Source organism: Rhodococcus (subgen. Prescottella) equi, assembly GCF_003013675.1.
GTDB classification, from domain to species: Bacteria; Actinomycetota; Actinomycetes; order Mycobacteriales; family Mycobacteriaceae; genus Prescottella; species Prescottella equi.
The window spans coordinates 3,558,252-3,579,865 of record NZ_CP027793.1; the positions used below are offsets into that span (position 1 = coordinate 3,558,252).

The following is a 21,614-nucleotide window of genomic DNA, read 5'->3' on the forward strand; positions in this document are numbered from 1 at the left end:
CCCCGGTACGAGCGGCTCGTCGCCCGTCCCGCCGCGGGGCGGGGCGTGATCCGCACTTCGGGGTGATGTCCCAGCGCAATACCCGTTTCTAGCGTCGTTTGGCATGCGAACCAGAATCTGGGCCGGCGCGGTCCTGGCCGCCACCTCGATCGTGACCGCGACGTCGTACGCTCCCGCAGCCGACGCCGATCCTCTGCGCGAGGACACCGTCGCCGCGCGTGCGGTGGCCGCGCTGACGGCAGACGACCGGTCACCGGAGGTCGTCCCGCACGATTTCACCACGGTGATGGGCTACCGGCCCACCGTCGTGGACGGGATGCTCGTCAATCCGGACGGAGCATGCTCGTCGCCGATCCCGCTGCCGTCCGAGTTCGACACCGCCTGCAAGTCGCACGATCTCGGCTACGACCTGCTGCGGTACGCCCACCTGAACGGCGGCGACCTGGGAACGTGGGCGCGCACCGAGATCGACGCCCAGCTGGACCGGCGCCTGCACGACGCCTGCGATGCCCGGATCCGGGACCGCGCACAGTGTTTCGTGATGGCCGATACCGCCGCGACCGCGGTCGGCTGGAACTCGCGGCGGCAGGGTTACGGCGCCCCCGTCGACGAACCCTGGATCCGGTACACCGTCGGGGGCGCCCTCGCCGCCGCCGGCGTACTGCTCACGGCGTTCGTGATCCGGCGGATCAGGACGGGGGGTGCGGCATGAGTGCCGTCGACGCGTCACGCGCGGCGGCCGCGGGCGCCCTCTCCCTGCCCCGCGTCGCCACGACGGCGGCGGTGACGAGCGGGGCCGTGGCGTCGCTCGCACCGTCGCTGTTGCCCCGCGGCCCGGTGGTGCAGGGTGTGCTGACCGGGATACTGGCGGTGCTCGGCTGGGGCGTCGTGACGACGGTGCGACGCCTGCGGTCCGTCCACCCGGCCCCGCACCGGGACGCCCGGGTGGTCGCGCTCGTCCTCGCGGGTGCCGCCGTCGTCTGGTCGGTCGGAACCGCGAATCACTGGCAGAATGCGGTGCGGGCGGCGATGGGAGCACCACCGGTCGGGGCCGGGCACTGGGCGGAAGTGACGGTCTGGGCAGGAATCACCGGCCTGGCCCTGTTCGCGGTCGCTCGCGGAATCCGCAGTGTCGCGCGACGTCTCGGTCTGCTGCGCGGCGCCGCACTGGCGCTCGTCGCCGGGACCGTGCTGATCGCGGGCGCCGCACCGGCAGCGGCCGATGCTGCGGCGCAACACTTTCGGAACACGAGTGGCCGTATCGACCCGACACTCGCGCCGGGTGATCCGGATTCGCTCGTCCCGTGGTCGACGCTGGGCGCGGAGGGCCGCCGGTTCGTCGCCGGTATCTCCGACCCGCGCAGCGTGCGGACCTACGTCGGTCTCGACTCGGCCCCGGAGCCGGGGGCCCGGGCGCGCCTCGCGGTCGCCGAACTCGAGCGCGCGGGCGGCCTGCGCCGGGCGCACGTGGTGGTCGCGGTGCCGACCGGCTCCGGGTGGATCGACGGTGAGGCCGCACGCGGACTCGAACGCCGCTTCGCCGGCGACGTCGCGATCGTGGGCATGCAGTACTCGTACGCGCCGAGTTGGGCGACGTTCGTCTTCGGCCGGGCCGATGCGGAGGCGTCCGCCCGTGCACTGTTCGCCGCCGTCGCGGCGCGGATCGGAGAGTTGCCCGCCACCGAACGTCCCGCGCTGCACGTGTACGGGCAGAGCCTGGGGTCCATCGGTGGCAGCGCGATCTTCGACGACGTCGCCGACCAGCGCGCACGGACGTGCAGTGTGCTCTGGGCGGGCCCGCCGGCCGGCTCGGTGCGCACCGACGACGCGACAGTCCTCGCGAACAGTTCCGACCCGGTCGTCTGGTGGTCGCCGGCACTTCTGACGCGAGCACCCGACCTCGCCCATGCGCGGGTCGATGCGCCTGTGCCGCAGTGGATTCCCGTCGTCAGCTTCGTCCAGACCGGCATCGATCTCGTATTCGCCCTGAATGCCCCGTCCGGGCACGGCCATCGCTACGGCGACGACCAGGGACTGGCGATGCGTGACTGCGGCTGACCCCGATCCCCGGACACATTCGTCTGACCCACCTACCGTGGAGACATGAGTGCAACGGACACGGAACCAGCGCGGGCGATCCTGCGGGACAATTTCGAACGGATCCGCGAACTCGTTCTCGCGAGCACCGACGGACTGACCACCGAGATGGCCGACTATCGTCCCGGCCCACAGGCGAATTCGATCGCGTGGCTGATCTGGCACCTCACCCGCGTCCAGGACGACCACGTGAGCGACATCGCCGACGTGGATCAGGCCTGGACGTCCCGTGGTTGGCAGGACCGGTTCGGCCTGCCGTTCCCCGCGTCGGACATCGGGTTCGGGCACGACAGCACCCAGGTCGGCGAGGTCCACGCCGACGCCCAACTGCTCGCCGACTACCACGGCGACGTCCACCTGGCGACACTCGAGTACCTCGACGAACTCACTGCCGACGAACTCGACCGGGTAGTGGACCGGCGGTGGGATCCGCCCGTCACGGTGTCCGTCCGACTGGTCAGCGTGATCGGGGACTGCCTGCAGCACCTCGGGCAGGCCGCGTACGTGCGGGGGCTGTTCGAGGAACGTTAGCCGCGGACCCGCCCCAGTCGCGGCCCGCGAACGCCGACGGCCCGGATCCGTGTCTCGGATCCGGGCCGTCGTGCGGAGCGGGTGTTACGCGACGGGCGACGCGATCGGCCCGCGGGCCGCCTCGTAGGCCGCGCCGACGCGGTACAGGCGCTCGTCGGCCAGCGCCGGGGCCATGATCTGCAGGCCGACGGGCAGACCGTCGTCCACCGACACACCCGACGGCACGGACATCGCGCAGTGACCGGCCAGGTTGGTCGGCAGCGTGCACAGGTCGGACAGGTACATAGCCAGCGGATCGTCGACCTTCTCGCCGAGCTTCCACGGCGTGAACGGGCTCGTCGGCGACACCAGGACGTCGACCTTCTCGTAGGCGGCATCGAAGTCGCGGGCGATCAGCGTCCGAACCTTGAGCGCCGAACCGTAGTAGGCGTCGTAGTAGCCGGACGACAGCGCGTAGGTGCCGATCATGATGCGGCGCTTGACTTCCTTGCCGAATCCGGCCGCGCGGGTGGCGGCCATGACCTGCTCGGCGCTCATGTTGCCGTCGTCGACCCGCAGGCCGTAACGCATCGCGTCGAAGCGTGCGAGGTTCGAGGACACCTCACTCGGCAGGATCAGGTAGTACGCCGCGAGCGCGTGCAGGAAGTTGGGGCACGACACCTCGACGACCTCGGCACCGAGCGCCGTCAGCTGCTCGACGGCGGCGTCGAACGACGCGATGACGCCGGGCTGATAGCTGTCGGAGTGCAGTTCCTTGACGACGCCGACCCGCACGCCCTTCAGGTCGCCGGTCGCACCCTGACGGGCGGCCTCGACGACCGGGCGGACCGGCTCGTTCACCGACGTGGAGTCGCGCGGGTCGTACCCGGCGACGACCTCGTGGAGCAGCGCGGTGTCGAGGACCGTACGACCGCAGGGACCGCCCTGGTCGAGCGACGACGCGCACGCCACCAGACCGAAGCGCGAGACGGTGCCGTACGTGGGCTTGGTGCCGACGGTCGCGGTGACCGCGGCCGGCTGGCGGATCGAGCCACCGGTGTCGGTGCCGATCGCCAGCGGCGCCTGGTACGACGCGAGCGCGGCCGCGGAGCCGCCACCCGAACCACCCGGGATACGCGTGGTGTCCCACGGATTCCGTGTGGGGCCGTACGCGGAGTTCTCGGTGGACGAGCCCATCGCGAACTCGTCCATGTTCGTCTTGCCGAGGATCGGGATGCCGGCCTCGCGCAGCTTGGTGGTGAGCGTGGCGTCGTAGGGCGAGACCCAGTTCTCGAGGATCTTCGACGCGCACGTGGTCGGCATGTCGGTGGTCGTGAAGACATCCTTGAGGGCGATCGGCACGCCCGCGAGCGCCGATACCGGCTTGTCACCGGCGGCGATCGCGGAGTCGACCTCCTTGGCCGCGACGAGCGCCTGCTCGCCCGCGACGTGCAGGAACGCGTGCAGCTCGCCGTCGACCTTTGCGATCCGATCCAGGTGCGCCTGCGTGGCCTCGACCGACGAGATCTCGCGCGAATGGATCTTCGACGCCAGGTCCGAGGCGTCGAGACGGGTCAGATCGGTGCTCATTCGCCCTCTCCCAGGATCTGCGGAACGGCGAACCGGTCCTCTTCGACGGCCGGAGCGCCGGACAGTGCCTGCTCGGGCGTCAGACCCGGGACGACGACGTCGGGCCGGGTCACGTTGACGACGGGGTTGGGGTTCGCGGTGGGCGGGACATCATCTGCCGCGACCTCCGCCACCGCCTTCACGTGGCTGAGAATCGAATCCAGCTGACCGGCGAACTCGTCGAGTTCCGCGTCGGTCAGGGCGAGCCGGGACAGCCGGGCGAGGTGGGCGACCTCGTCACGGGAGATGGCAGGCACCTTCGGTGACCCCTTTCAGGTCGGAGTGAACGTTCCCACCAGCCTAGAGCGTGGCCGTCGCGGGCCGTGCAGCCCGTCACCCGAGCAGCGGCGGGACCGGGGTGAAAGGATGGAGGCGGCGGGGGCTCGCACCGTGTCCCTTCTTCGGTGTCGAAACTTCAGTCTTCGAACGAACGGAAAGGCCGCACGTGTCGTACCTGCTGCGAGTCCAGCTGCCCGATCGTCCCGGCAGCCTCGGCGCACTCGCCGTCGCGCTCGGCTCGGTCGGCGCGGACATCCTCTCGCTCGACGTCGTCGAGCGGGGTTCGGGATTCGCCGTCGACGATCTCGTAGTGGACGTCGCGAGCGGCTCGCTTCCCGACACGCTCATCACCGCCGCCGAACATCTCCCCGACGTCCGCGTGGACTCGATCCGCCCGTACGCCGGAATCCTCGACACCCATCGCGAACTCGAACTCATCGACAACGTCGCGGCGGCGCACTCCGACCGGCTGCAGGTCCTCGTGGACGGCGCACCGCGCGTGCTGCGCGTCGGTTGGTCGACGGTGATGGACCTCGGTCCGCACGGCGCGTTCCGGGTCGTCGGCAGCCCGGGGGCGCCGGAGACACACGCCGGCGACGCCCCGTGGATGCCCCTCGCGAAGGCGACCGTCCTCGACGGCCAGGCCGACTGGGTACCGCAGTCGTGGCGCGACATGGACACCACCCTCGCCGCCGCGCCGCTCGGCACCAGCGGCAAGGTGCTCGTGCTGGGCCGCCCCGGCGGGCCCGAGTTCCGCCCGTCCGAGGTGGCCCGCCTGGGCTATCTGGCCGGGATCGTCGCGACCGTGCTGGGCTGAGACCGCTAGACCAGTTCGCGGACGAGGGCGGTGAGCTCCATGCCGGGAACCGGCTCCCAGTTGCGCTCGGGCGCCGGGACGAAACCGTTGCGGTCGTAGATCCGTCGGGCGTCCACCATGTCGGACTGCGTCGAGATCACGACAGCGCGGTCACCGCGCTCGTAGGCGACGTCCAGCACGTGCCGGACGAGGGCCGATCCGACGCCCTTGCCGCGGGCGGTGGGCGCGACCGCCAGCATGCGGAACTCGAGCTCACCCTTCTCCGCGACGTCCGCGAACTTCGATTCGGGTGCGGCGATGGTGACCGACCCGACGATCTCGTCACCGACGACCGCGACGACCACGTCGGCGTGCTCGGCACGGGACGCCGTGTCGCGCAGCCGTTCCGCGTACATGTCGGACTCCGATACGAAACCACCGTCGATGTAGACGTCGGCGGTCAGGGTGCCGACGGCGTCGTAGTCGGCAGGCGTGGCGGTCCGGATATCGATCATGGCGTCACTATGTCAGCCACTGCCCTCCGTCAGAAAACCGATTCAGATGCCCCGAGCGGCGGAAATGAGACGCCCGCCACACTCGGACCACTCGGTCTGGACGAACGCGATCACCACCGCGGGCGCGCCGGGTACGTGCGCCGCGCCACAACGGAACCGACTCCCACCAGGATCGATGGACGTCGACCCACCTCGCCGAGCGGCGACCGAACCCCCGCTCGCTCCGCCCGGCCGATGCCCGACGCCAACGACGCCTCGTCGTAGAGTGGCATTCATCACGTAGACAAGATGCCCGATTCGGTGTGAATGTTCGTGTCGCGCTGCGCTTCTCCGGCTGTGGCCGTCAGACTCCCTCGGGCCCGTGGTCGAGGAGGCGCCGGAAACCGTCCTCGTCGAGGATCGGGACACCCAACTCCTCCGCCTTCGCCGCCTTCGATCCGGGCGCCTCCCCGATCACCACGAACGCCGTCTTCTTCGACACCGATCCCGCCGCCTTCCCGCCGCGAACGAGGATGGCTTCCTTCGCCTCGTCACGACTGAAGCCCTCGAGCGAACCCGTGACGACGATCGACAGTCCCTCGAGATTGCGCACGATGGACTCGTCTCGTTCGTCCTCCATCGTCACTCCCGCGGCACGCCACTTCGCGACGATGTCGCGGTGCCAGTCGACCTCGAACCAGGCCACGACAGCCGCCGCGATCGTGCCGCCGACGCCGTCGACCGCGGCGAGTTCCTCGACACCGGCGTTCTCGATCCGCTCGAGGCTGCCGAATTCGCTTGCCAGGGCCCGCGCCGCGGTCGGCCCGACGTGCCGGATCGACAGCGCGACCAGCACGCGCCACAGCGGTTGCTGCTTGGCCGAGCCCAGATTGTCGAGCAGGCGGCGGCCGTTGGCGGACAACTTCCCCGCCTTGGTGCGGAACAGCGGCGCCTCGAGCAGGTCGTCCTCGGTGAGCGAGAACAGGTCGCCCTCGTCACTGATGACACCCGCCTGCAACAGTGCGGTCGCGGCCTCGTAGCCGAGCACCTCGATGTCGAAGGCGCCGCGCCCCGCGACGTGGAACACCCTCTCCCGCAACTGCGCCGGGCACGAGCGCTGGTTGGGGCAGCGGATGTCGGCGTCGCCCTCCTTGGCGGGGGCCAAGGTGGTGCCGCACTCCGGGCACTCGGTGGGCATCACGAACTCGCGCTCGGAGCCGTCCCGCACGTCGACGACCGGGCCGAGAACCTCGGGGATCACCTCGCCGGCCTTCCGGATCACCACGGTGTCCCCGATCAGCACACCCTTGCGCTTGACCTCGGACGCGTTGTGCAACGTCGCGAGGGCCACGGTCGACCCGGCGACCAGCACCGGCTCCATGTAGGCGAACGGCGTGACGCGTCCGGTGCGGCCGACGCTGACCCGGATGTCGACGAGCTTGGTGGTGGCCTCCTCCGGCGGGTACTTGTACGCGACCGCCCAGCGCGGCGCCCTCGACGTCGCGCCGAGGCGACGGTGGAGCGACATCTCGTCGACTTTCACTACGAGGCCGTCGATTTCGTGTTCGACGTCGTGCCGGTGTTCGTCCCAGTACTTCACCTTCTCGACCACCGCGTCCGCCCCGACGACCCGCGACGTGTGGGTGGAGACCGGCAGGCCCCACGCCGCGAGCGCGGTGTACGCGTCGTACTGCCCGGCCGGATCGAACCCCTCGGTGCGGCCCAGGCCGTGGCAGATCATGCCCAGCCGCCGTCGCGCGGTGACCGCGGGATTCTTCTGCCGCAGCGAGCCGGCCGCGGAGTTCCGCGGATTCGCGAAGGGCGCCTTGCCGTCCGCGACCAACGAGGCGTTGAGAGCGGCGAAGTCCTCGAGCCGGAAGAAGACCTCGCCGCGCACCTCGAGCAGCGCGGGAATCGGGTATTCGTCACTGGGCGTCAGGGTTTCGGGAATGTCCGAGATGGTGCGGGCATTGAGCGTGACGTCCTCACCGGTGCGACCGTCACCCCGAGTCGCGGCCCGGACGAGTCGACCGTTCTCGTAGACCAGGTTCAGAGCGACGCCGTCGATCTTGACCTCGCACAGATAGTGCAGGTCGGGGTGGGCGGCAGCGGAGCCCGCAGAGCGACCGTCGGACACCTCTGCCTCGATGCGGCCGATCCAGGTACGGAGCTCGTCGTAGTCGAAGACGTTGTCGAGGCTGAGCATTCGCTCGAGATGGTCCACGGCCTTGAATTCGGTCGCGAAGCCGCCGCCGACCAGCTGGGTGGGCGAATCGGGCGTGCGCAGATCCGGATGCCGTTCCTCGAGGGCGTTCAGTTCGCCGAACAACTGGTCGAACTCGCCGTCGGAGACGATCGGCGAATCGAGCACGTAGTAGCGGAACTGGTGGTTGCGTACGACCTCGGCCAGCTCCTGCCAGCGCTCCCGATCCTCGGCGCTCGCGGGCACGACCTCCACGTCGGGCTGACTGGTCACGGAGGCGGGGGCTTCGTTCTGGTCCACCTGGGAAGGTTATCGCAGCCAGCCGACAAGTTTCGGCCGCCGAGAGACCCCTCAGCGGGTCCGGTCGGGGTCCGCCCCGTCCGCGAAAGCGCGGGTCACATCGTTCGCCGACCGCAGCGCCGCGCGGGCCCGGTCCAGGCTCGCGCCGGCCAGTCCGCACGCCGGGGTCACAGCGACGCGCGACGACAGCAGTTCGCGGGGGAAGCCGAGCCGGTCGAACAGCCGGGTCGCGGGCTCGGCCAGCTCCCGCCAGCCGGGCGTGCGCTCGGGCTCACCGGTCGGCACCAGTCCCAGCGCGAGGTCGACGCCACCGTCGAGCAGTTCGCCGATGCCGTCCAGGTCGGAGGTCCCGAGGGTGTCGACATCGAAGCCGACCATCGCGGCGCCGCTGCGGCGCAGCAACCCCCACGGGACATCGGACGCACAGCAGTGCACCAGAACCGGGGCATCGATGCGCCCGATCGCCTGCTGCAGGACATGAAGTGCCTCGGGCTCCGGCAGCGCACGAGGCGTCTGCAGGATCGACACTCCGGACAGCGAACCTGCGAGCACCGCCGGCAGGCCCGGCTCGTCGAGTTGCACCACCACCGGCGAACCGAGACGTCGCGCGGTGTCGGCGACGTGGTTCGCGACGCCCTCGGCGAGCGACTCGGCCACGTCCCGCAGCGCCCCGGGATCGGTGAGCACGCGGTGCCCGCCGTGCAGTTCGAGTTGCGACGCCAGCGTGAGCGGGCCGACGGCCTGCACTTTCACCGGTTGGTCGGTGCCACGGCGTCCGGCCAGCTCCCACGCCTCCTCGAGCGCGTCGAGATCGCGGGCCAGCAGGTCCCGGGCGGTGCGGGTGGCGGCGCCGACGCGCTGCGCCAGGCGATACCCCGTCGTGGAGGTGTCGATCGGGATGTCGATCAGCAGGGCTCCCGCTCGGCCGATCATGTCGGCGCCGATGCCCCGCGCGGGCAGTTCGACGAGGTGCGGCAGGGCCGCTAGTTCTCCGACGACGATCTCCGCCGCCGCTCGCGGATCGGTGCCCGGCCACGATCCGACACCCGTCGCGACACCGACGGGAACCCGGGAGGCGGTCACGGACGGTCCGCGGAGGTTCCCGCGATGGTGCCGCTGCCGATGACGACGTCGCCGTCCTCGTCGGGGCGGTACAGCACCACGGCCTGTCCCTTCGCGACGCCGGTCAGCGGTTCCGACAGCTGCACGACGATGCCGCCGTCGCGACCTTCCCCGTCGCTGCGCTCGCCCCGGACCGCCTCCGCGACAGCACGCGCGGTACCGCCGTGCGCACGCACCTGCACGATGCACTCGATCGGCCCCTCGGGCGCCTGCCCCGACGTCCAGATCGCTCGTTCGGCGGTGATGGTCCACACGTCGAGGCGCGCGGCCGAGCCGACCCGCACGGTGCCGGTCTCGGGCTCGATCGCGGTCACGTAGCGGGGCTGACCGTCGGCGGCCGGCCCCTGCACGCCGAGCCCCTTGCGCTGCCCGATCGTGAACCCGTGGACGCCCTCGTGCTGCGCGAGCACCTCACCGGTGTCGGCGTCGACCACCGCGCCGGGTCGGATCCCGATCCTGGCTCCGAGGAACGCCCGGGTGTCGCCGGACGGGATGAAGCAGATGTCGTGGCTGTCGGGCTTGTTCGCGACCGCGAGTCCGCGTGCGGCGGCCTCTTCGCGGATCTGCTCCTTGGGGGTGTCGCCGACCGGGAACATCGCCCGGGACAACTGGTCGGCGGTGAGCACCGCCAGCACGTACGACTGATCCTTGTCCGCGTCCACCGCACGGCGCAGCTCGCCGTCCTCGAGACGGGCGTAGTGCCCGGTGGCGACGGCGTCGAAGCCCAGCGCGTACGCCCGGTCGGCGAGCGCCGCGAACTTGATCTTCTCGTTGCACCGCAGGCACGGGTTGGGGGTCTCGCCGGCGGCGTACGACTCGACGAAGTCGTCGATCACGTCTTCCTTGAAGCGGTCCGCGAAATCCCATACATAGAAGGGGATTCCGAGTACGTCGGCGGCACGCTTCGCGTCACCGGCGTCCTCCTTGGAGCAACAGCCTCGCGAACCGGTGCGCAACGTGCCGGGCGCGGTCGACAGGGCGAGGTGCACGCCCACGACGTCGTGACCGGCCTCCACGGCGCGGGCCGCGGCCACCGCCGAGTCCACACCACCGCTCATCGCAGCCAGAACTCGCATCTAACGATTCCCTCCTCGAGCGCCCGCGCTCGCCAGTCCGGCGGCCCGGGCACGTTCGATCACCTGCGGCAGAGCGGACAGCAGCGCCTCGACGTCCCGCTCGGTCGACGTGTGCCCCAACGAGAAACGGAGCGATCCACGAGCGACGACCGGGTCGACGCCCATCGCGGTGAGCACGTGGCTGGCGCTCGCGACCCCGGCCGTGCAGGCCGACCCGGTGGAGCACTCGACACCCGCGACGTCGAGGAGCATCAGCAGCGAATCCCCTTCGCAGCCGGGGAAAGTGAAGTGCGCGTTACCCGGGAGCCGCGCCGGCCCGGTGGCGCCGTTGAGGATGGCGTCGGGCACGACGGCGCGCACACCCTCGATCAGACTGTCCCGCAACGTGATCAGCTCGGCGCTGCGCGACGCCATCTCCGTCGTCGTGATCTGCAGAGCCGATGCGAGGCCGACGATCGACGCCGTATCCTGCGTGCCCGAACGCAGGTCACGCTCGTGGCCGCCGCCGTGCGACAGCGGCACGCACGGCACCTGCCGGCCGAGCAGGAGTGCACCGACACCCTGGGGGCCGCCCAGCTTGTGGCCGGCGATGCTGAGCGCCGACAGCCCACTCGTCGCGAAGTCGATCGGCAGGTGCGCTGCGGCCTGCACTGCATCGGAGTGGATGGGGACGCCGTACTCGGAGGCGATCGCGGCGATCTCCGCGATCGGGTTGACAGTACCGACCTCGTTGTTGGCCCACATGACGGTGACGAGCGCGGTCTCCTCGGCGTGCAGTGCCAATTCGGCCCGCACGGCGTCGGGGTCGACGGCACCGTCGGCGTCGACGGGCAGCCACGTCACCCGGGCGCCCTCGTGTGCGGCGAGCCACTCGACGGCGTCGAGCACGGCGTGGTGCTCGACCGCGCTCGCCAGGATCCGGGTGCGCCGGGGGTCGGCGCCGCGCCGCGCCCAGTAGATGCCCTTGACGGCCAGGTTGTCGCTCTCGGTGCCGCCGGAGGTGAAGATCACCTCGGACGGGCGGGCGCCCAGGCACGCCGCAATCGACTCGCGGGCCTCTTCGATACGGCGTCGCGCCGACCGACCCGATCCGTGTAACGACGAGGCGTTACCCACCGTGGCGAAGACCTCGGTCATCGCCTCGATCGTGGCCGGATACATGGGTGTGGTCGCGGCGTGGTCGAGGTAGACCGCTGAGCTGGTGGCAGGCGAGATCATGACCCGACAAGGATAGCCCGTCGCCCGCAGTCACCGTTTGGCCGGAGACCGCAGTCACGCTGCTTGCGCGTGGTCCGGCTGGTCGAGCCGCGCCAGGAGCCGGTCGATCGTCGGCCGGGAGCCGTCCCGCACCTGTCGCGAGCAGCGGTCCGCGAGCTCGCGCCGATCGCTGCCGGGGTGCTGCATCTCCCCCGCGGTCACCCGGACGCGCAGGCCCCGGGCCCGGAGGACGCGGCGCATCGACGCGCCGATCGTGTCGGCGCCGACGAAGGCCGGCACCGTGGTGCCGTCGCCCGCGGCGTCGAGGTAGTCCACCGACAGCGGCAGCACCGGTCGCTGCGCGTCGATCGCCGACTGGAACAGCGCGGGCCGGAAGCGCCCGAACGCCCGACCGCACCACGTGGTCCCCTCCGGGAACGCGATCACCGTCTCCCCCGCGGACAACCGGTCGCGGACGGTGGCGACCGTCGCGGGCAGGCCGCGCAGTCGGTCGCGGTCGATAGTGATGACTCGTGCTCGCCTCGCGACCGCGCCGAGCAGCGGCCACGTCACCAGGTCCGCCCGGGCCACGAACCGGCCGGGCACCACGGCGGCGAGCACCAGCACGTCCAGCCACGACACGTGGCCCGCCACGACCAACGTGCCGTCCGGGACCCGTAGCCCGGCCCCACCCTCGACTCGGATCCCGATGCCCCGCAACGCAGCCCGGGCCAGACGCCGGTGACATCGCGCTCGCGTGGGCTGTGGGAGCGCGCGCAGGAGCGGGAACAGCAGCATGCTCGACGCGGCCGCCGCCAGCGCCACCCATCGCGCGCAGGCCGTCGGCACCGAGACGCGGCCGACCCCGCTCACGCAGCGCTCACCGCACGGACTCGTAGGCGCCCAGGGGTGGCTCACGCCGCGGCCTCGAGGGTCGCGGCGGCGCGCTGGAGCCGTTCCAGGTAGCGGGTGTCGGCGTCGTGCAAGGTCTGCAGCGCGACGAAGTCCGCGACACCGAAGTCCGGGTCGTGCGCCGGCTCCCCGCAGATCTTCGCCCCCAGCCGCAGGTAGCCGCGCAGTAGTGGCGGAACCGCCGGCCGCAGGGGTGCGGCGATGTCATCGAGCGGTCGACCGTCCACCCGCACCGGTCGCAGCGGTCGCACCCACGACGACGGCTCCGCGGCGTGGCGGCCCAGCAGGAAGTCGCGGACGCCGCGCACGTTCGCGCCGGCAACGGCGTCGGGCCGGTCCTGCATCGGCACCGACACGCAGCCCATGACCGTGTCGTGGCCGGTGAGCTGCAGGTAGTGCAGGATGCCCGCCCACATGAGCGCGAGCACCGAGCCGGAGCGGTGCTCGGCGTCGACGCACGCGCGCCCCATCTCGACCACGCGACGCCCAGTGGGATCGAGCGCTTCCAGGTCGAACTCGGTGGCGGTGTAGTAGCCGCCGGCCGCGATCGCGGCGTCGGGCGGAAGCATCCGGTAGCAGCCGACGAACTCGTCGGTCGCGTTGTCGCGGACCAGCAGGTGGTCGCAGAAGTCGTCGAAACGGTCGGCGTCCAGACGGTCGTCGGACGCGGGGATCACGAAGCCGGGTTCGGCGGCGAACACGCGGTAGCGCAGGGCCTGAGCGGCTAGGCGGTGCTCACGATCGGAGGACACCAGGAGGGAGTAGCGCGAGGTCTCTCGCGGGGAACAGACGGTCTCGACAGTCGACGAAGTTGTCATGCCAGAGGTCTATCGAGTGGGTACGGCGATCAGGCGTCGCGGACGTGTCGCGTCGATGCAGCTTCGGTGAACGTGCCGCACGGCCTCCCACCCGCGCCCTCCGACCACCACCATCTGATCCATGGACGAGCTCACACCGCACGCACTGCGCCGCCGCGACGCACTCGCCCGCGGGTACACGGACTCCGAGATCCGCACGCTCTGCCGCAACGGCGGCCTCGACCGGCTTCGTCCGGGCGCGTATCTGCGTGGCGGAGTCGAACTCGATCCGCGGCAACGACACGTGGAACTGATCAGGGCGACGTTGCCCGGAGTGAGCGTCGACGCAGTCGTCAGCCACCAGTCGGCGGCCGTCCTGCACGGCCTGCCGATGTGGGGAATCCCACTCGACCGTGTACACGTCACGCGCGACAGAACCGGCGGCGGGCGGCGGACCCGGCACCTGCACTCACACTCTGCGCCCCTCCCCGACCGGAACGTGCTCGTCCGCAACGGGATCCCGCTGACGTCACTCGCCCGCACCGTCGCCGACCTGTGCCGAACCTCCTCGTTCGAGACGGCTGTCGTCATCGGCGATGCAGCGTTGCGCGTGTCCGCCGTCCAACCCGACGAGATCAGGGACGCATCGACCTACGCGATCGGACCCCCTGGTTACCCCGCCGCACTGAGGGCGCTCGAATTCCTGAACGGTCGCAGCGAGAGCGTCGGCGAGTCACGCAGTCGCGTCGCTCTCGCTGCGCTCGGACTCCCGGCCCCGGATCTCCAGGCGTCGTTGCTCGACGCCGACGGCCTGTTGCTCGGGCGAGTCGACTTCCTGTTCGCCGATACGGGAGTGGTCGGCGAGTTCGACGGGAAGGTCAAGTACGGCAAGTACCTACGCGACGGCCAGGCTCCGGGTGACGCGGTGTTAACCGAGAAGCAGCGTGAGGATCGGATCCGCGACGCCGGATGGGGACGAATGCGCGCGCGAGAGCGACCGACACGACGCGAGAGCCCCCGCCACCGGATGCGGTGACGGGGGCTCTGCGAGCGCGTGGCCGGGTGTCAGCCCTTGTGAGCCTTGACGGCCTCGGTGAGCTGCGGAGCGACGTTGAACAGGTCGCCCACGACGCCGAAGTCCGCGATCTCGAAGATCGGGGCCTCTTCGTCCTTGTTGACCGCGACGATGGTCTTCGAGGTCTGCATGCCGGCGCGGTGCTGGATGGCGCCGGAGATGCCGAGCGCGATGTACAGCTGCGGCGAGACCGTCTTACCGGTCTGACCGACCTGGAACTGACCCGGGTAGTAGCCCGAGTCGACTGCGGCACGCGAGGCACCGACGGCGGCACCCAGCGAGTCGGCGAGCTCCTCGACGACCGAGAACTTGTCCGCCGAGCCGACGCCACGGCCACCGGAGACGACGACCGACGCCTCGGTGAGCTCCGGACGATCGCCACCGACGATGGGCTCACGGGAGACCACCTTGACGGCGCCCTCTTCCTGGCCCGGAACCTCGACGACGACCTGCTCGCCGGCAGCGGCCTGCGGCTGGGCCTCGACGGCACCCGGGCGGACCGAGATGACCGGGACCTCGCCGTTGGCCTTGGCGTCGACGGTGTAGGCGCCACCGAAGATCGAGTGGACGGCGCTGCCGTCGGACTTGACCTCGACGACGTCGGACAGCAGGCCGGAGCCGATGCGGGCCGCCAGGCGACCGGCAACTTCCTTGCCCTCGGTGCTGGCCGCGAGGATCACGGCGGCCGGGCCGGCGGTCTCGACCAGGCCGGCGAGGACGTCGACCTTCGGGGTCACCAGGTAACCCTCGATGTCGTCGGACTCGGCGACGTAGATCTTGGCGGCACCGGCAGCGGCCAGGGCCTCGGCCAGCTTCGCGGCGGTGCCGGCGGGACCGGCGACGACGGCGGCCGGCTCACCGAGAGCACGGGCGGCGGTGATGAGCTCGAGGCTGACCTTCTTGAGTGCACCCTCGGCGTGCTCGACGAGCACGAGTACTTCTGCCATTGCTTACTTCTCCCTGTCTTGTCTGCTGGTCTCGAGGGGGCCGGATCAGATGATCTTCTGGCCCACGAGGTACGCGGCGATCTTGGTGCCGCCGTCGCCCTCGTCGGAAACGCGCTCGCCAGCGGTACGCGGGGGCTTGGGGGTGGAGCCGGTGACGGTGGTGCCGGCGTTCGCGACACCCACGGTCTCGGGATCGACACCCAGGTCGGCCAGGGTGAGGACCTGAACTTCCTTCTTCTTCGCGGCCATGATGCCCTTGAAGGACGGGAAGCGCGGCTCGTTGATCTTCTCGGTGACCGAGACGATGGCCGGGAGGCCGGCCTCGAGGCCGAATACGCCCTCGTCGGTCTCACGCTCGCCGGTGACCTTGCCGCCCTCGACCGTCAGCTTGCGCAGCTGGGTGAGCTGCGGCAGGCCGAGGTACTCGGCGATGATGGCCGGGACGGCGCCGATGCGGCCGTCGGTGGCCTCGTTGCCGGCGATGACGAGGTCGGCGGCCTCGCCGTTCTCGAAGCTGATCTGTCCGAGCGCCGCGGCGAGAGTCCAGCCGGTCTGGATGGCATCGGAGCCGTGCAGCGCCGGGTCGTTCACGTGAACGGCCTTGTCGGCGCCCATGGACAGCGCCTTGCGGATGGCATCGGTGGCGCGGTCGGGACCGGCGCACAGGACGATGACCTCGCCGCCGTCGCGCTCCTTGATGAGGAGGGCTTCCTCGACGGCGCGCTCGTTGATCTCGTCGAGCACGGCGTCGGCGGCCTCACGGTCGAGCGTGAAGTCGCCGTCGGACAGCTTGCGCTCGGACCACGTATCGGGGACCTGCTTGATCAAAACGACGATGTTCGTCATGGGTCTTCGTCGACCTCCTGTGTGTAGCCGGCTGATAGTCGCGAGAAACTCCGCGACATGCCGAGCTCTCGTAAGTAATTTCGTCGCACGTTGGCTGTGCGACAGATTACCTCACACTAAGTTACCAGCCGGTAACTTAGGCGAAATCCGGTCTCACCATAACCGCCGGAGCGGCGTGTCGCGGCTGTGATGTGGACCACCCCGACAACTGTCCCTCGCGGTGCCACTAACCTCGCTGGGGTGAGCGAATCCACAGTCGGTTCCACAGCCAGCCCCCTCGACGCCGGGGCGACATCGCCCGACGATGCCTCGACACTGCCGTTGACGGGCGAGCGAACGGTGCCCGGAATTCCCGAGGAGAACTACTGGTTCCGGCGGCACGAGGTGGTCTACCGCGACCTGCTCCCCCGTTGCACCGGTCGCCACGTGCTCGAGGCGGGTTCCGGAGAAGGCTACGGCGCCAACATGATTGCCGATGTGGCAACGAAGGTCACAGGACTCGACTACGACATCTCCGCGGTCGAGCACGTCCGTTCCCGGTACCCCCGAGTGGAGATGCTGCACGGCAATCTCGCGGAACTGCCGCTCCCGGACGGCTCCGTCGACACGGTCGTCAATTTCCAGGTGATCGAGCACCTGTGGGATCAGGCACAGTTCCTGCGCGAGTGCCACCGCGTGCTGGCGCCCGGTGGCGAACTGCTCGTGAGCACCCCGAACCGAATTACGTTCTCGCCCGGGCGCGACACTCCCCTCAACCCGTTCCACACGCGTGAGTTGAATGCCGCGGAGCTCACCGAACTTCTCGTCGACGCGGGCTTCCGGGTCGAGGTAATGACCGGAGTGCACCACGGCGAGCGCCTGCGCGCCCTCGACGCCAAGCACGGCGGCTCGTTCATCGACGCCCAGATCGAGCGCGCTCTCGCAGGAGAGCCGTGGCCCGAGGACCTCACGCGCGACGTCGCGGACATCGGTGTCGACGACTTCGAGCTGCGTGAGGCCGACATCGACGCGAGCCTCGACCTCGTGGCGATCGCGATCAAGGATCCCGTGGCGTGACCGCGGCTCAGGGGGAAACCGTGACATCCCGCGAGCCGGGCATGTTCTGCCTGGTCCTGCACTCGCACCTGCCGTGGCTCGCCAACCACGGCCGCTGGCCGGTGGGCGAGGAGTGGCTGTACCAGTCGTGGGCAGCCACCTACCTGCCCGTCACCGCTGTGCTCCGCCGCCTCGCCGCCGAGGGGCACTCGCGGATGCTGACGCTCGGCGTCACCCCGGTCCTCGCGGCTCAGCTCGACGACCCGCACTGCCTCGACGGGATGCACCACTGGCTCGGCAACTGGCAGATCCGCGCCCACGAGGCCGCGGGGATGCCGTCGGCCTCGCACAAGGAGCTCGGCGCGCGCGAGCACCGCGCGTCCGCGGCAGCCCTGGCGGACTTCGAAACCCGTTGGCGCCACGGCGGTTCCGCCGTCCTGCGGGAACTGATCGACGCCGAGGCGATCGAACTGCTCGGCGGTCCGCTCGCGCACCCGTTCCAGCCGCTGCTCGACGAGCGGTTGCGGGCGTTCTCCCTCACCGAGGGCCTCGCCGACGCGCACGCCCGCTGGGGCCACACCCCGTCCGGGATCTGGGCACCCGAGTGCGGCTACACGCCCGGCATGGAACGCGGGTACGCCTCCGCGGGCGTGTCGCACTTCATGGTCGACGGACCCGCGCTGCGCGGCGACACGTCCGCCGGTCGGCCGGTCTGGGGCTCCGACGTCGTCGCGTTCGGTCGCGATCTAGAGGTGAGCTACCGCGTGTGGTCGCCGAAGACCGGGTACCCCGGTCACCCGGCCTACCGGGACTTCCACACCTACGACCACGACACCGGGCTCAAGCCCGCCCGGGTCACCGGGCGCTCGGTGCCGTCGGAGAAGAAGGCACCGTACGACCCCGAGTCGGCGGCGGCCGCCCTCGACAAGCACGTCGACGACTTCGTCGAGACCGTGCGCCGACGACTGCGCAGCGAGTCCGAGCGCATCGGCAAGGGCGCCCTCGTCGTCGCCGCGTTCGACACCGAACTGTTCGGGCACTGGTGGTACGAGGGCCCGCAGTGGCTCGAGAAGGTGTTGCGCGCCCTTCCCGAGGCCGGCATCCGTGTGGGCACCCTCGCCGACGCCCGCGCCGCCGGTTACGTGGGCCAAGCGGTGGAGTTGCAGGACTCGTCGTGGGGGTCGGGCAAGGACTGGCGGGTGTGGGCCGGAGACCAGGTGCAGGACCTGGTCCAGCTCAACGCGGAGGTCGTGCAGACCGCGCTGGACACGATCGACAAGTCCCGCGACGCGAATCCGGGCAGACCGGAACTTCGCAATCGGGTCCACGACCAGATGTTGCGTGAGACGCTGATGACGGTCTCCAGCGACTGGGCCTTCATGGTCAGTAAGGATTCGGCGGCGGGATACGCCCGCGACCGGGCCCACAAGCACGCCCACGCGCTGCGGGAGATCGCCGACGCCGTCGCGTCCGGCCGCGACGATCTCGCACGACGTCTCGCGGACGGATGGAACGCCGCCGACGGCCTCTTCCCCGCACTCGACGCGCGGCGCCTGCCCGGTCGCCGGACCGAAACAGCCGCATTCGCTGGGAGCGTGTGATGAAGATCCTCATCGTGTCGTGGGAGTACCCGCCGGTCGTCGTCGGCGGGCTGGGGCGGCACGTCCACCATCTGGCGACGGAACTCGCCGCGGCCGGCCACGAGGTGGTCGTGCTGTCGCGCCGGCCGTCGGGTACCGACGCGTCGACGCATCCGACGGTCACCGAGATCGCCGACGGAGTGCTCGTGGTCGCGGTCGCCGAGGATCCGCCGCACTTCATCTTCGGCGAGGACATGCTGGCGTGGACGCTCGCCATGGGTCACGCGATGGTCCGCGCCGGCGTCGCACTGGCGAAGGAGGGCATCGGCGCGGGCTGGCAGCCCGACGTCGTGCACGCCCACGACTGGCTGGTGGCGCACCCCGCCATCGCACTGGCCGAGTTCTACGACGTCCCGCTGGTCTCGACGCTGCATGCCTCGGAAGCCGGTCGGCACAGCGGCTGGATCTCGGGCCGGATCAACCGCCAGGTGCACTCGGTGGAGTGGTGGCTGGCCAACGAGTCCGACTCGATCATCACGTGCTCGGCGTCGATGCACGACGAGGTCACCGAGCTCTACGGCCCGGAGCTGCCGCCGATCACCGTGATCCGCAACGGGATCGACGTCACCACCTGGAGCTTCCGGCCCCGCGCGCCGCGGTCCGGGCCGGCGACCCTGCTGTACGTGGGACGACTCGAGTACGAGAAGGGTGTACAGGACGCGATCGTCGCGCTGCCGCGGATCCGGCGCAGCCACCCCGGCACGACGCTCGCCGTCGCCGGTGAAGGCACGCAGTTCGAGTGGCTGCAGCAGCAGGCCCGCACGCATCGGGTCGCGCGTTCGGTGACGTTCCTGGGCAACCTCGACCACGAGGAGCTGCTCGGCTGGCTGCACGGAGCCGACGCGATCGTCCTGCCCAGTCGATACGAGCCGTTCGGCATCATCGCCCTCGAGGCGGCCGCCGCGGGCACCCCGCTGATCGCCTCCACCGCGGGCGGGCTCGGCGAGGCCGTGGTGGACGGGGTCACGGGCCTGTCGTTCGAGCCGGGCGACGTCGATGGACTCACCTCGGCGGCGCGGGAGGTGCTCGACGATCCGGCCGCCGCGCAGCGGCGTGCGGTGGCTGCACGAGAGCGTCTCACCGCCGACTTCGACTGGCACAAGGTGGCCGAGGAGACCGTGCAGGTGTACGCCGCCGCGAAGCGACGGGTGCGGCATCCGCTGGCGCGCCCGCAGATTCCGGAGCGTCCGCTGCCCGGTCGGTAGCGGACGCCCCGTTCACCGAGCGATCAGGCCTGACTGCCGGCGCCGTTCCCGTTCACCGCGGGGGCGGCGTCGGCCCCGTTCGAGGCGAGCTTCTTGCGCGCGATGTCCTCCAGCGCCGCGATGTACTTCGCGCGGTCCGCCGCGCCGGCCTCCCAGTCGGCCCTACGGTTCTTCACCGCCTTCGCAGGCGAGCCCACGGCGATGCTGAAGTCCGGGATGTCCCCCTTGACCACGGCGTGGGCGCCGAGCACGCAGCCACGACCGACCCGGGTGTTACGCAGCACCGTCACCTTGGCGGCGATCCAGGTGTCGGGTCCGATCCGCACCGGCCCCTTGACGATGCCCTGGTCCTTGATCGGCACGTCGACGTCGTCCATGCGGTGGTCGAAGTCGCAGATGTAGCACCAGTCGGCGACGAGGGTGGACGCGCCGATCTCGATGTCGATGTAGGTGTTGACGACGTTGTCCTTGCCGAAGACGACCTTGTCCCCGATCCGCAGCGAACCCTCGTGGCAACGCAGCGCGTTGCCGTCGCCGATGTGCACCCACTTGCCGATCTCCATGCGGGACAGGCCCGGCGTGGAGTGGATTTCGACGTTCTTGCCGAGGAAGACCATGCCGCGGGTGATGATGTGCGGATTGGCGAGTTTGAACTTCGCCAGGCGGTAGTAGCGGACCAGGTACCACGGGGTGTACGCCTTGTTCGCGATCACCCACTTCAGCGAGGCCACCGTCAGGAAACGGGCCTGTTCACTGTCCCGACGTCGCGATCCGCGCCACCTCGAGCGCAACGGTGCGCCCCACATGCTCGTCATGACCCGTAAGCCTACGGACCGCGACTGTGCGCCCGGTCACGTGCCCCGTGGGTCGCCCGTCCCGTGGTCGTCAGGTCGCGGCGCGGCGCCCCACACCGTGGCGGGCGTCCCACGAGTGACGGGTCCACCGCGGTGCGACGAGAACCTGGTGTCGGCGGGCACGGCGCCGGCGCATCGACCGCAGCCACTCGTCGTCGTGCGCGACGACGTACGCGATGAGCGCCCCGACCGCCGCGGTGATCACCATCGCGACGACCGAGACCATGACCAGTCCCACCGCCGCGGCGACCCCCACCACCAGGCCGCCGATGACTGCCCGTCCCGCGGCGGGGGTACCGAGGAGAAAGTCGTCGGGCCCGGAGCCGGGGAGGGTGTCAGCGGAAGTGTCCGGGTCCACCTCGGAACGGCTCTCGGCGACAACGGATTCGGGCGGCGGACTCGTACCCTCCCGGGGATCCGATGTCGGGGCGTCTGCCTCGATCGTGACTGATTGCCGCACGTCGACTTCGGATTCTGTCCGCACTCCCGGCTGCATGAATCCATTAGACACAATTCCGCAGCGCGTGTCGCGACCGAATTCGATAAACGATCTGCAACGATCGTCACCCGCGCGAATTGCATGCGTGGCGTTTTCCACTA

The 21,614-nt window shown here is 70.4% G+C and carries 21 protein-coding genes; 8 read left to right on the plus strand and 13 right to left on the minus strand.

The genetic code is table 11. From position 1 onward, the window contains the following. Nucleotides 1–103 precede the first annotated feature (103 nt). Genes C7H75_RS16595 through C7H75_RS16605 form a run of 3 tightly spaced genes read left to right on the plus strand, consistent with a single transcriptional unit; the run spans nucleotide 104 to nucleotide 2,628 of the window. Nucleotides 104–712, plus strand: coding sequence for a hypothetical protein (locus tag C7H75_RS16595; protein ID WP_005519000.1), 609 nt, complete (start codon nucleotides 104–106; stop codon nucleotides 710–712). Then, nucleotides 709–2,058 (plus strand): alpha/beta-hydrolase family protein, encoded by a 1,350-nt coding sequence (locus C7H75_RS16600; RefSeq protein ID WP_081182261.1) that lies wholly within the window; start codon nucleotides 709–711, stop codon nucleotides 2,056–2,058. Before C7H75_RS16595 ends, C7H75_RS16600 begins: the two co-directional genes overlap by 4 nt. Before the next feature lie 45 nt (nucleotides 2,059–2,103). After that, nucleotides 2,104–2,628, plus strand: coding sequence for a mycothiol transferase (locus C7H75_RS16605; protein ID WP_005518997.1), 525 nt, complete (start codon nucleotides 2,104–2,106; stop codon nucleotides 2,626–2,628). Nucleotides 2,629–2,712: 84 nt separating this feature from the next. On the opposite strand, the gene gatA is transcribed toward C7H75_RS16605, so the two are convergent. Continuing rightward, the gene (gene gatA / locus C7H75_RS16610) at nucleotides 2,713–4,197 is read right to left on the minus strand and encodes an Asp-tRNA(Asn)/Glu-tRNA(Gln) amidotransferase subunit GatA (protein ID WP_081182266.1); all 1,485 of its coding nucleotides are present in this window, start codon (nucleotides 4,195–4,197) and stop codon (nucleotides 2,713–2,715) included. Next, nucleotides 4,194–4,493 (minus strand): Asp-tRNA(Asn)/Glu-tRNA(Gln) amidotransferase subunit GatC, encoded by a 300-nt coding sequence (gene gatC / locus C7H75_RS16615; protein ID WP_005518991.1) that lies wholly within the window; start codon nucleotides 4,491–4,493, stop codon nucleotides 4,194–4,196. Before gatC ends, gatA begins: the two co-directional genes overlap by 4 nt. 188 nt (nucleotides 4,494–4,681) lie before the next feature. Here gatC and C7H75_RS16620 point away from each other — a divergent pair, with 188 nt between their 5' ends. Continuing rightward, nucleotides 4,682–5,332 carry an ACT domain-containing protein gene (locus C7H75_RS16620; protein WP_005518989.1) on the plus strand — a complete coding sequence of 217 codons (651 nt, stop codon included), beginning with the start codon at nucleotides 4,682–4,684 and terminating at the stop codon, nucleotides 5,330–5,332. Nucleotides 5,333–5,337: 5 nt separating this feature from the next. Here C7H75_RS16620 and C7H75_RS16625 read toward each other — a convergent pair whose 3' ends face one another. From C7H75_RS16625 to C7H75_RS16655, 7 genes are all read right to left on the minus strand, one after another. Continuing rightward, complete coding sequence (locus tag C7H75_RS16625; protein WP_013416622.1) at nucleotides 5,338–5,826, minus strand: GNAT family N-acetyltransferase; 489 nt, start codon at nucleotides 5,824–5,826, stop codon at nucleotides 5,338–5,340. Nucleotides 5,827–6,169: 343 nt separating this feature from the next. After that, complete coding sequence (gene ligA, locus C7H75_RS16630; protein WP_081120765.1) at nucleotides 6,170–8,263, minus strand: NAD-dependent DNA ligase LigA; 2,094 nt, start codon at nucleotides 8,261–8,263, stop codon at nucleotides 6,170–6,172. A 96-nt stretch (nucleotides 8,264–8,359) separates the two neighbouring features. Further along, nucleotides 8,360–9,391 carry a methionine synthase gene (locus C7H75_RS16635; RefSeq protein ID WP_022596946.1) on the minus strand — a complete coding sequence of 344 codons (1,032 nt, stop codon included), beginning with the start codon at nucleotides 9,389–9,391 and terminating at the stop codon, nucleotides 8,360–8,362. Further along, nucleotides 9,388–10,506 carry a tRNA 2-thiouridine(34) synthase MnmA gene (gene mnmA, locus C7H75_RS16640; RefSeq protein WP_005518983.1) on the minus strand — a complete coding sequence of 373 codons (1,119 nt, stop codon included), beginning with the start codon at nucleotides 10,504–10,506 and terminating at the stop codon, nucleotides 9,388–9,390. Before mnmA ends, C7H75_RS16635 begins: the two co-directional genes overlap by 4 nt. Then, nucleotides 10,507–11,724, minus strand: coding sequence for a cysteine desulfurase family protein (locus C7H75_RS16645; protein ID WP_005518982.1), 1,218 nt, complete (start codon nucleotides 11,722–11,724; stop codon nucleotides 10,507–10,509). Nucleotides 11,725–11,778: 54 nt separating this feature from the next. After that, nucleotides 11,779–12,576, minus strand: a complete 798-nt coding sequence (locus C7H75_RS16650; protein ID WP_180998906.1) for a lysophospholipid acyltransferase family protein — start codon at nucleotides 12,574–12,576, stop codon at nucleotides 11,779–11,781. Between the two features lie 41 nt (nucleotides 12,577–12,617). Further along, nucleotides 12,618–13,433 carry a GNAT family N-acetyltransferase gene (locus C7H75_RS16655; protein WP_064078265.1) on the minus strand — a complete coding sequence of 272 codons (816 nt, stop codon included), beginning with the start codon at nucleotides 13,431–13,433 and terminating at the stop codon, nucleotides 12,618–12,620. Nucleotides 13,434–13,554: 121 nt separating this feature from the next. Between C7H75_RS16655 and C7H75_RS16660 the strand changes: the two genes are divergently transcribed. Next, a complete protein-coding gene (locus C7H75_RS16660) occupies nucleotides 13,555–14,448 on the plus strand; it encodes a hypothetical protein (RefSeq protein ID WP_084845768.1) in 894 nt (297 codons plus the stop codon). A 29-nt stretch (nucleotides 14,449–14,477) separates the two neighbouring features. Here the strand turns inward: C7H75_RS16660 and C7H75_RS16665 are convergent, their stop codons facing one another. Together C7H75_RS16665 and C7H75_RS16670 are read right to left on the minus strand one after the other, a co-directional pair. After that, nucleotides 14,478–15,434, minus strand: coding sequence for an electron transfer flavoprotein subunit alpha/FixB family protein (locus C7H75_RS16665; protein WP_005518976.1), 957 nt, complete (start codon nucleotides 15,432–15,434; stop codon nucleotides 14,478–14,480). A gap of 45 nt (nucleotides 15,435–15,479) precedes the next feature. Then, nucleotides 15,480–16,280, minus strand: a complete 801-nt coding sequence (locus C7H75_RS16670; protein WP_022596960.1) for an electron transfer flavoprotein subunit beta/FixA family protein — start codon at nucleotides 16,278–16,280, stop codon at nucleotides 15,480–15,482. Between the two features lie 240 nt (nucleotides 16,281–16,520). On the opposite strand from C7H75_RS16670, the gene C7H75_RS16675 reads away from it, so the two are divergent. Genes C7H75_RS16675 through C7H75_RS16685 form a run of 3 tightly spaced genes read left to right on the plus strand, consistent with a single transcriptional unit; the run spans nucleotide 16,521 to nucleotide 20,160 of the window. Continuing rightward, the gene (locus C7H75_RS16675; RefSeq protein WP_005518973.1) at nucleotides 16,521–17,336 is read left to right on the plus strand and encodes a class I SAM-dependent methyltransferase; all 816 of its coding nucleotides are present in this window, start codon (nucleotides 16,521–16,523) and stop codon (nucleotides 17,334–17,336) included. A 41-nt stretch (nucleotides 17,337–17,377) separates the two neighbouring features. Further along, on the plus strand, nucleotides 17,378–18,916 hold the full coding sequence (locus C7H75_RS16680; RefSeq protein WP_106852028.1) for a 1,4-alpha-glucan branching protein domain-containing protein: 1,539 nt from the start codon (nucleotides 17,378–17,380) through the stop codon (nucleotides 18,914–18,916). Beyond that, nucleotides 18,916–20,160 (plus strand): glycosyltransferase family 4 protein, encoded by a 1,245-nt coding sequence (locus C7H75_RS16685; RefSeq protein ID WP_106851611.1) that lies wholly within the window; start codon nucleotides 18,916–18,918, stop codon nucleotides 20,158–20,160. Before C7H75_RS16680 ends, C7H75_RS16685 begins: the two co-directional genes overlap by 1 nt. A 23-nt stretch (nucleotides 20,161–20,183) precedes the next feature. Here the strand turns inward: C7H75_RS16685 and C7H75_RS16690 are convergent, their stop codons facing one another. Together C7H75_RS16690 and C7H75_RS16695 are read right to left on the minus strand one after the other, a co-directional pair. Continuing rightward, nucleotides 20,184–20,975 (minus strand): acyltransferase, encoded by a 792-nt coding sequence (locus C7H75_RS16690; RefSeq protein ID WP_005518968.1) that lies wholly within the window; start codon nucleotides 20,973–20,975, stop codon nucleotides 20,184–20,186. A gap of 70 nt (nucleotides 20,976–21,045) precedes the next feature. Then, a complete protein-coding gene (locus tag C7H75_RS16695) occupies nucleotides 21,046–21,474 on the minus strand; it encodes a hypothetical protein (protein WP_233281784.1) in 429 nt (142 codons plus the stop codon). Nucleotides 21,475–21,614 lie beyond the last annotated feature (140 nt).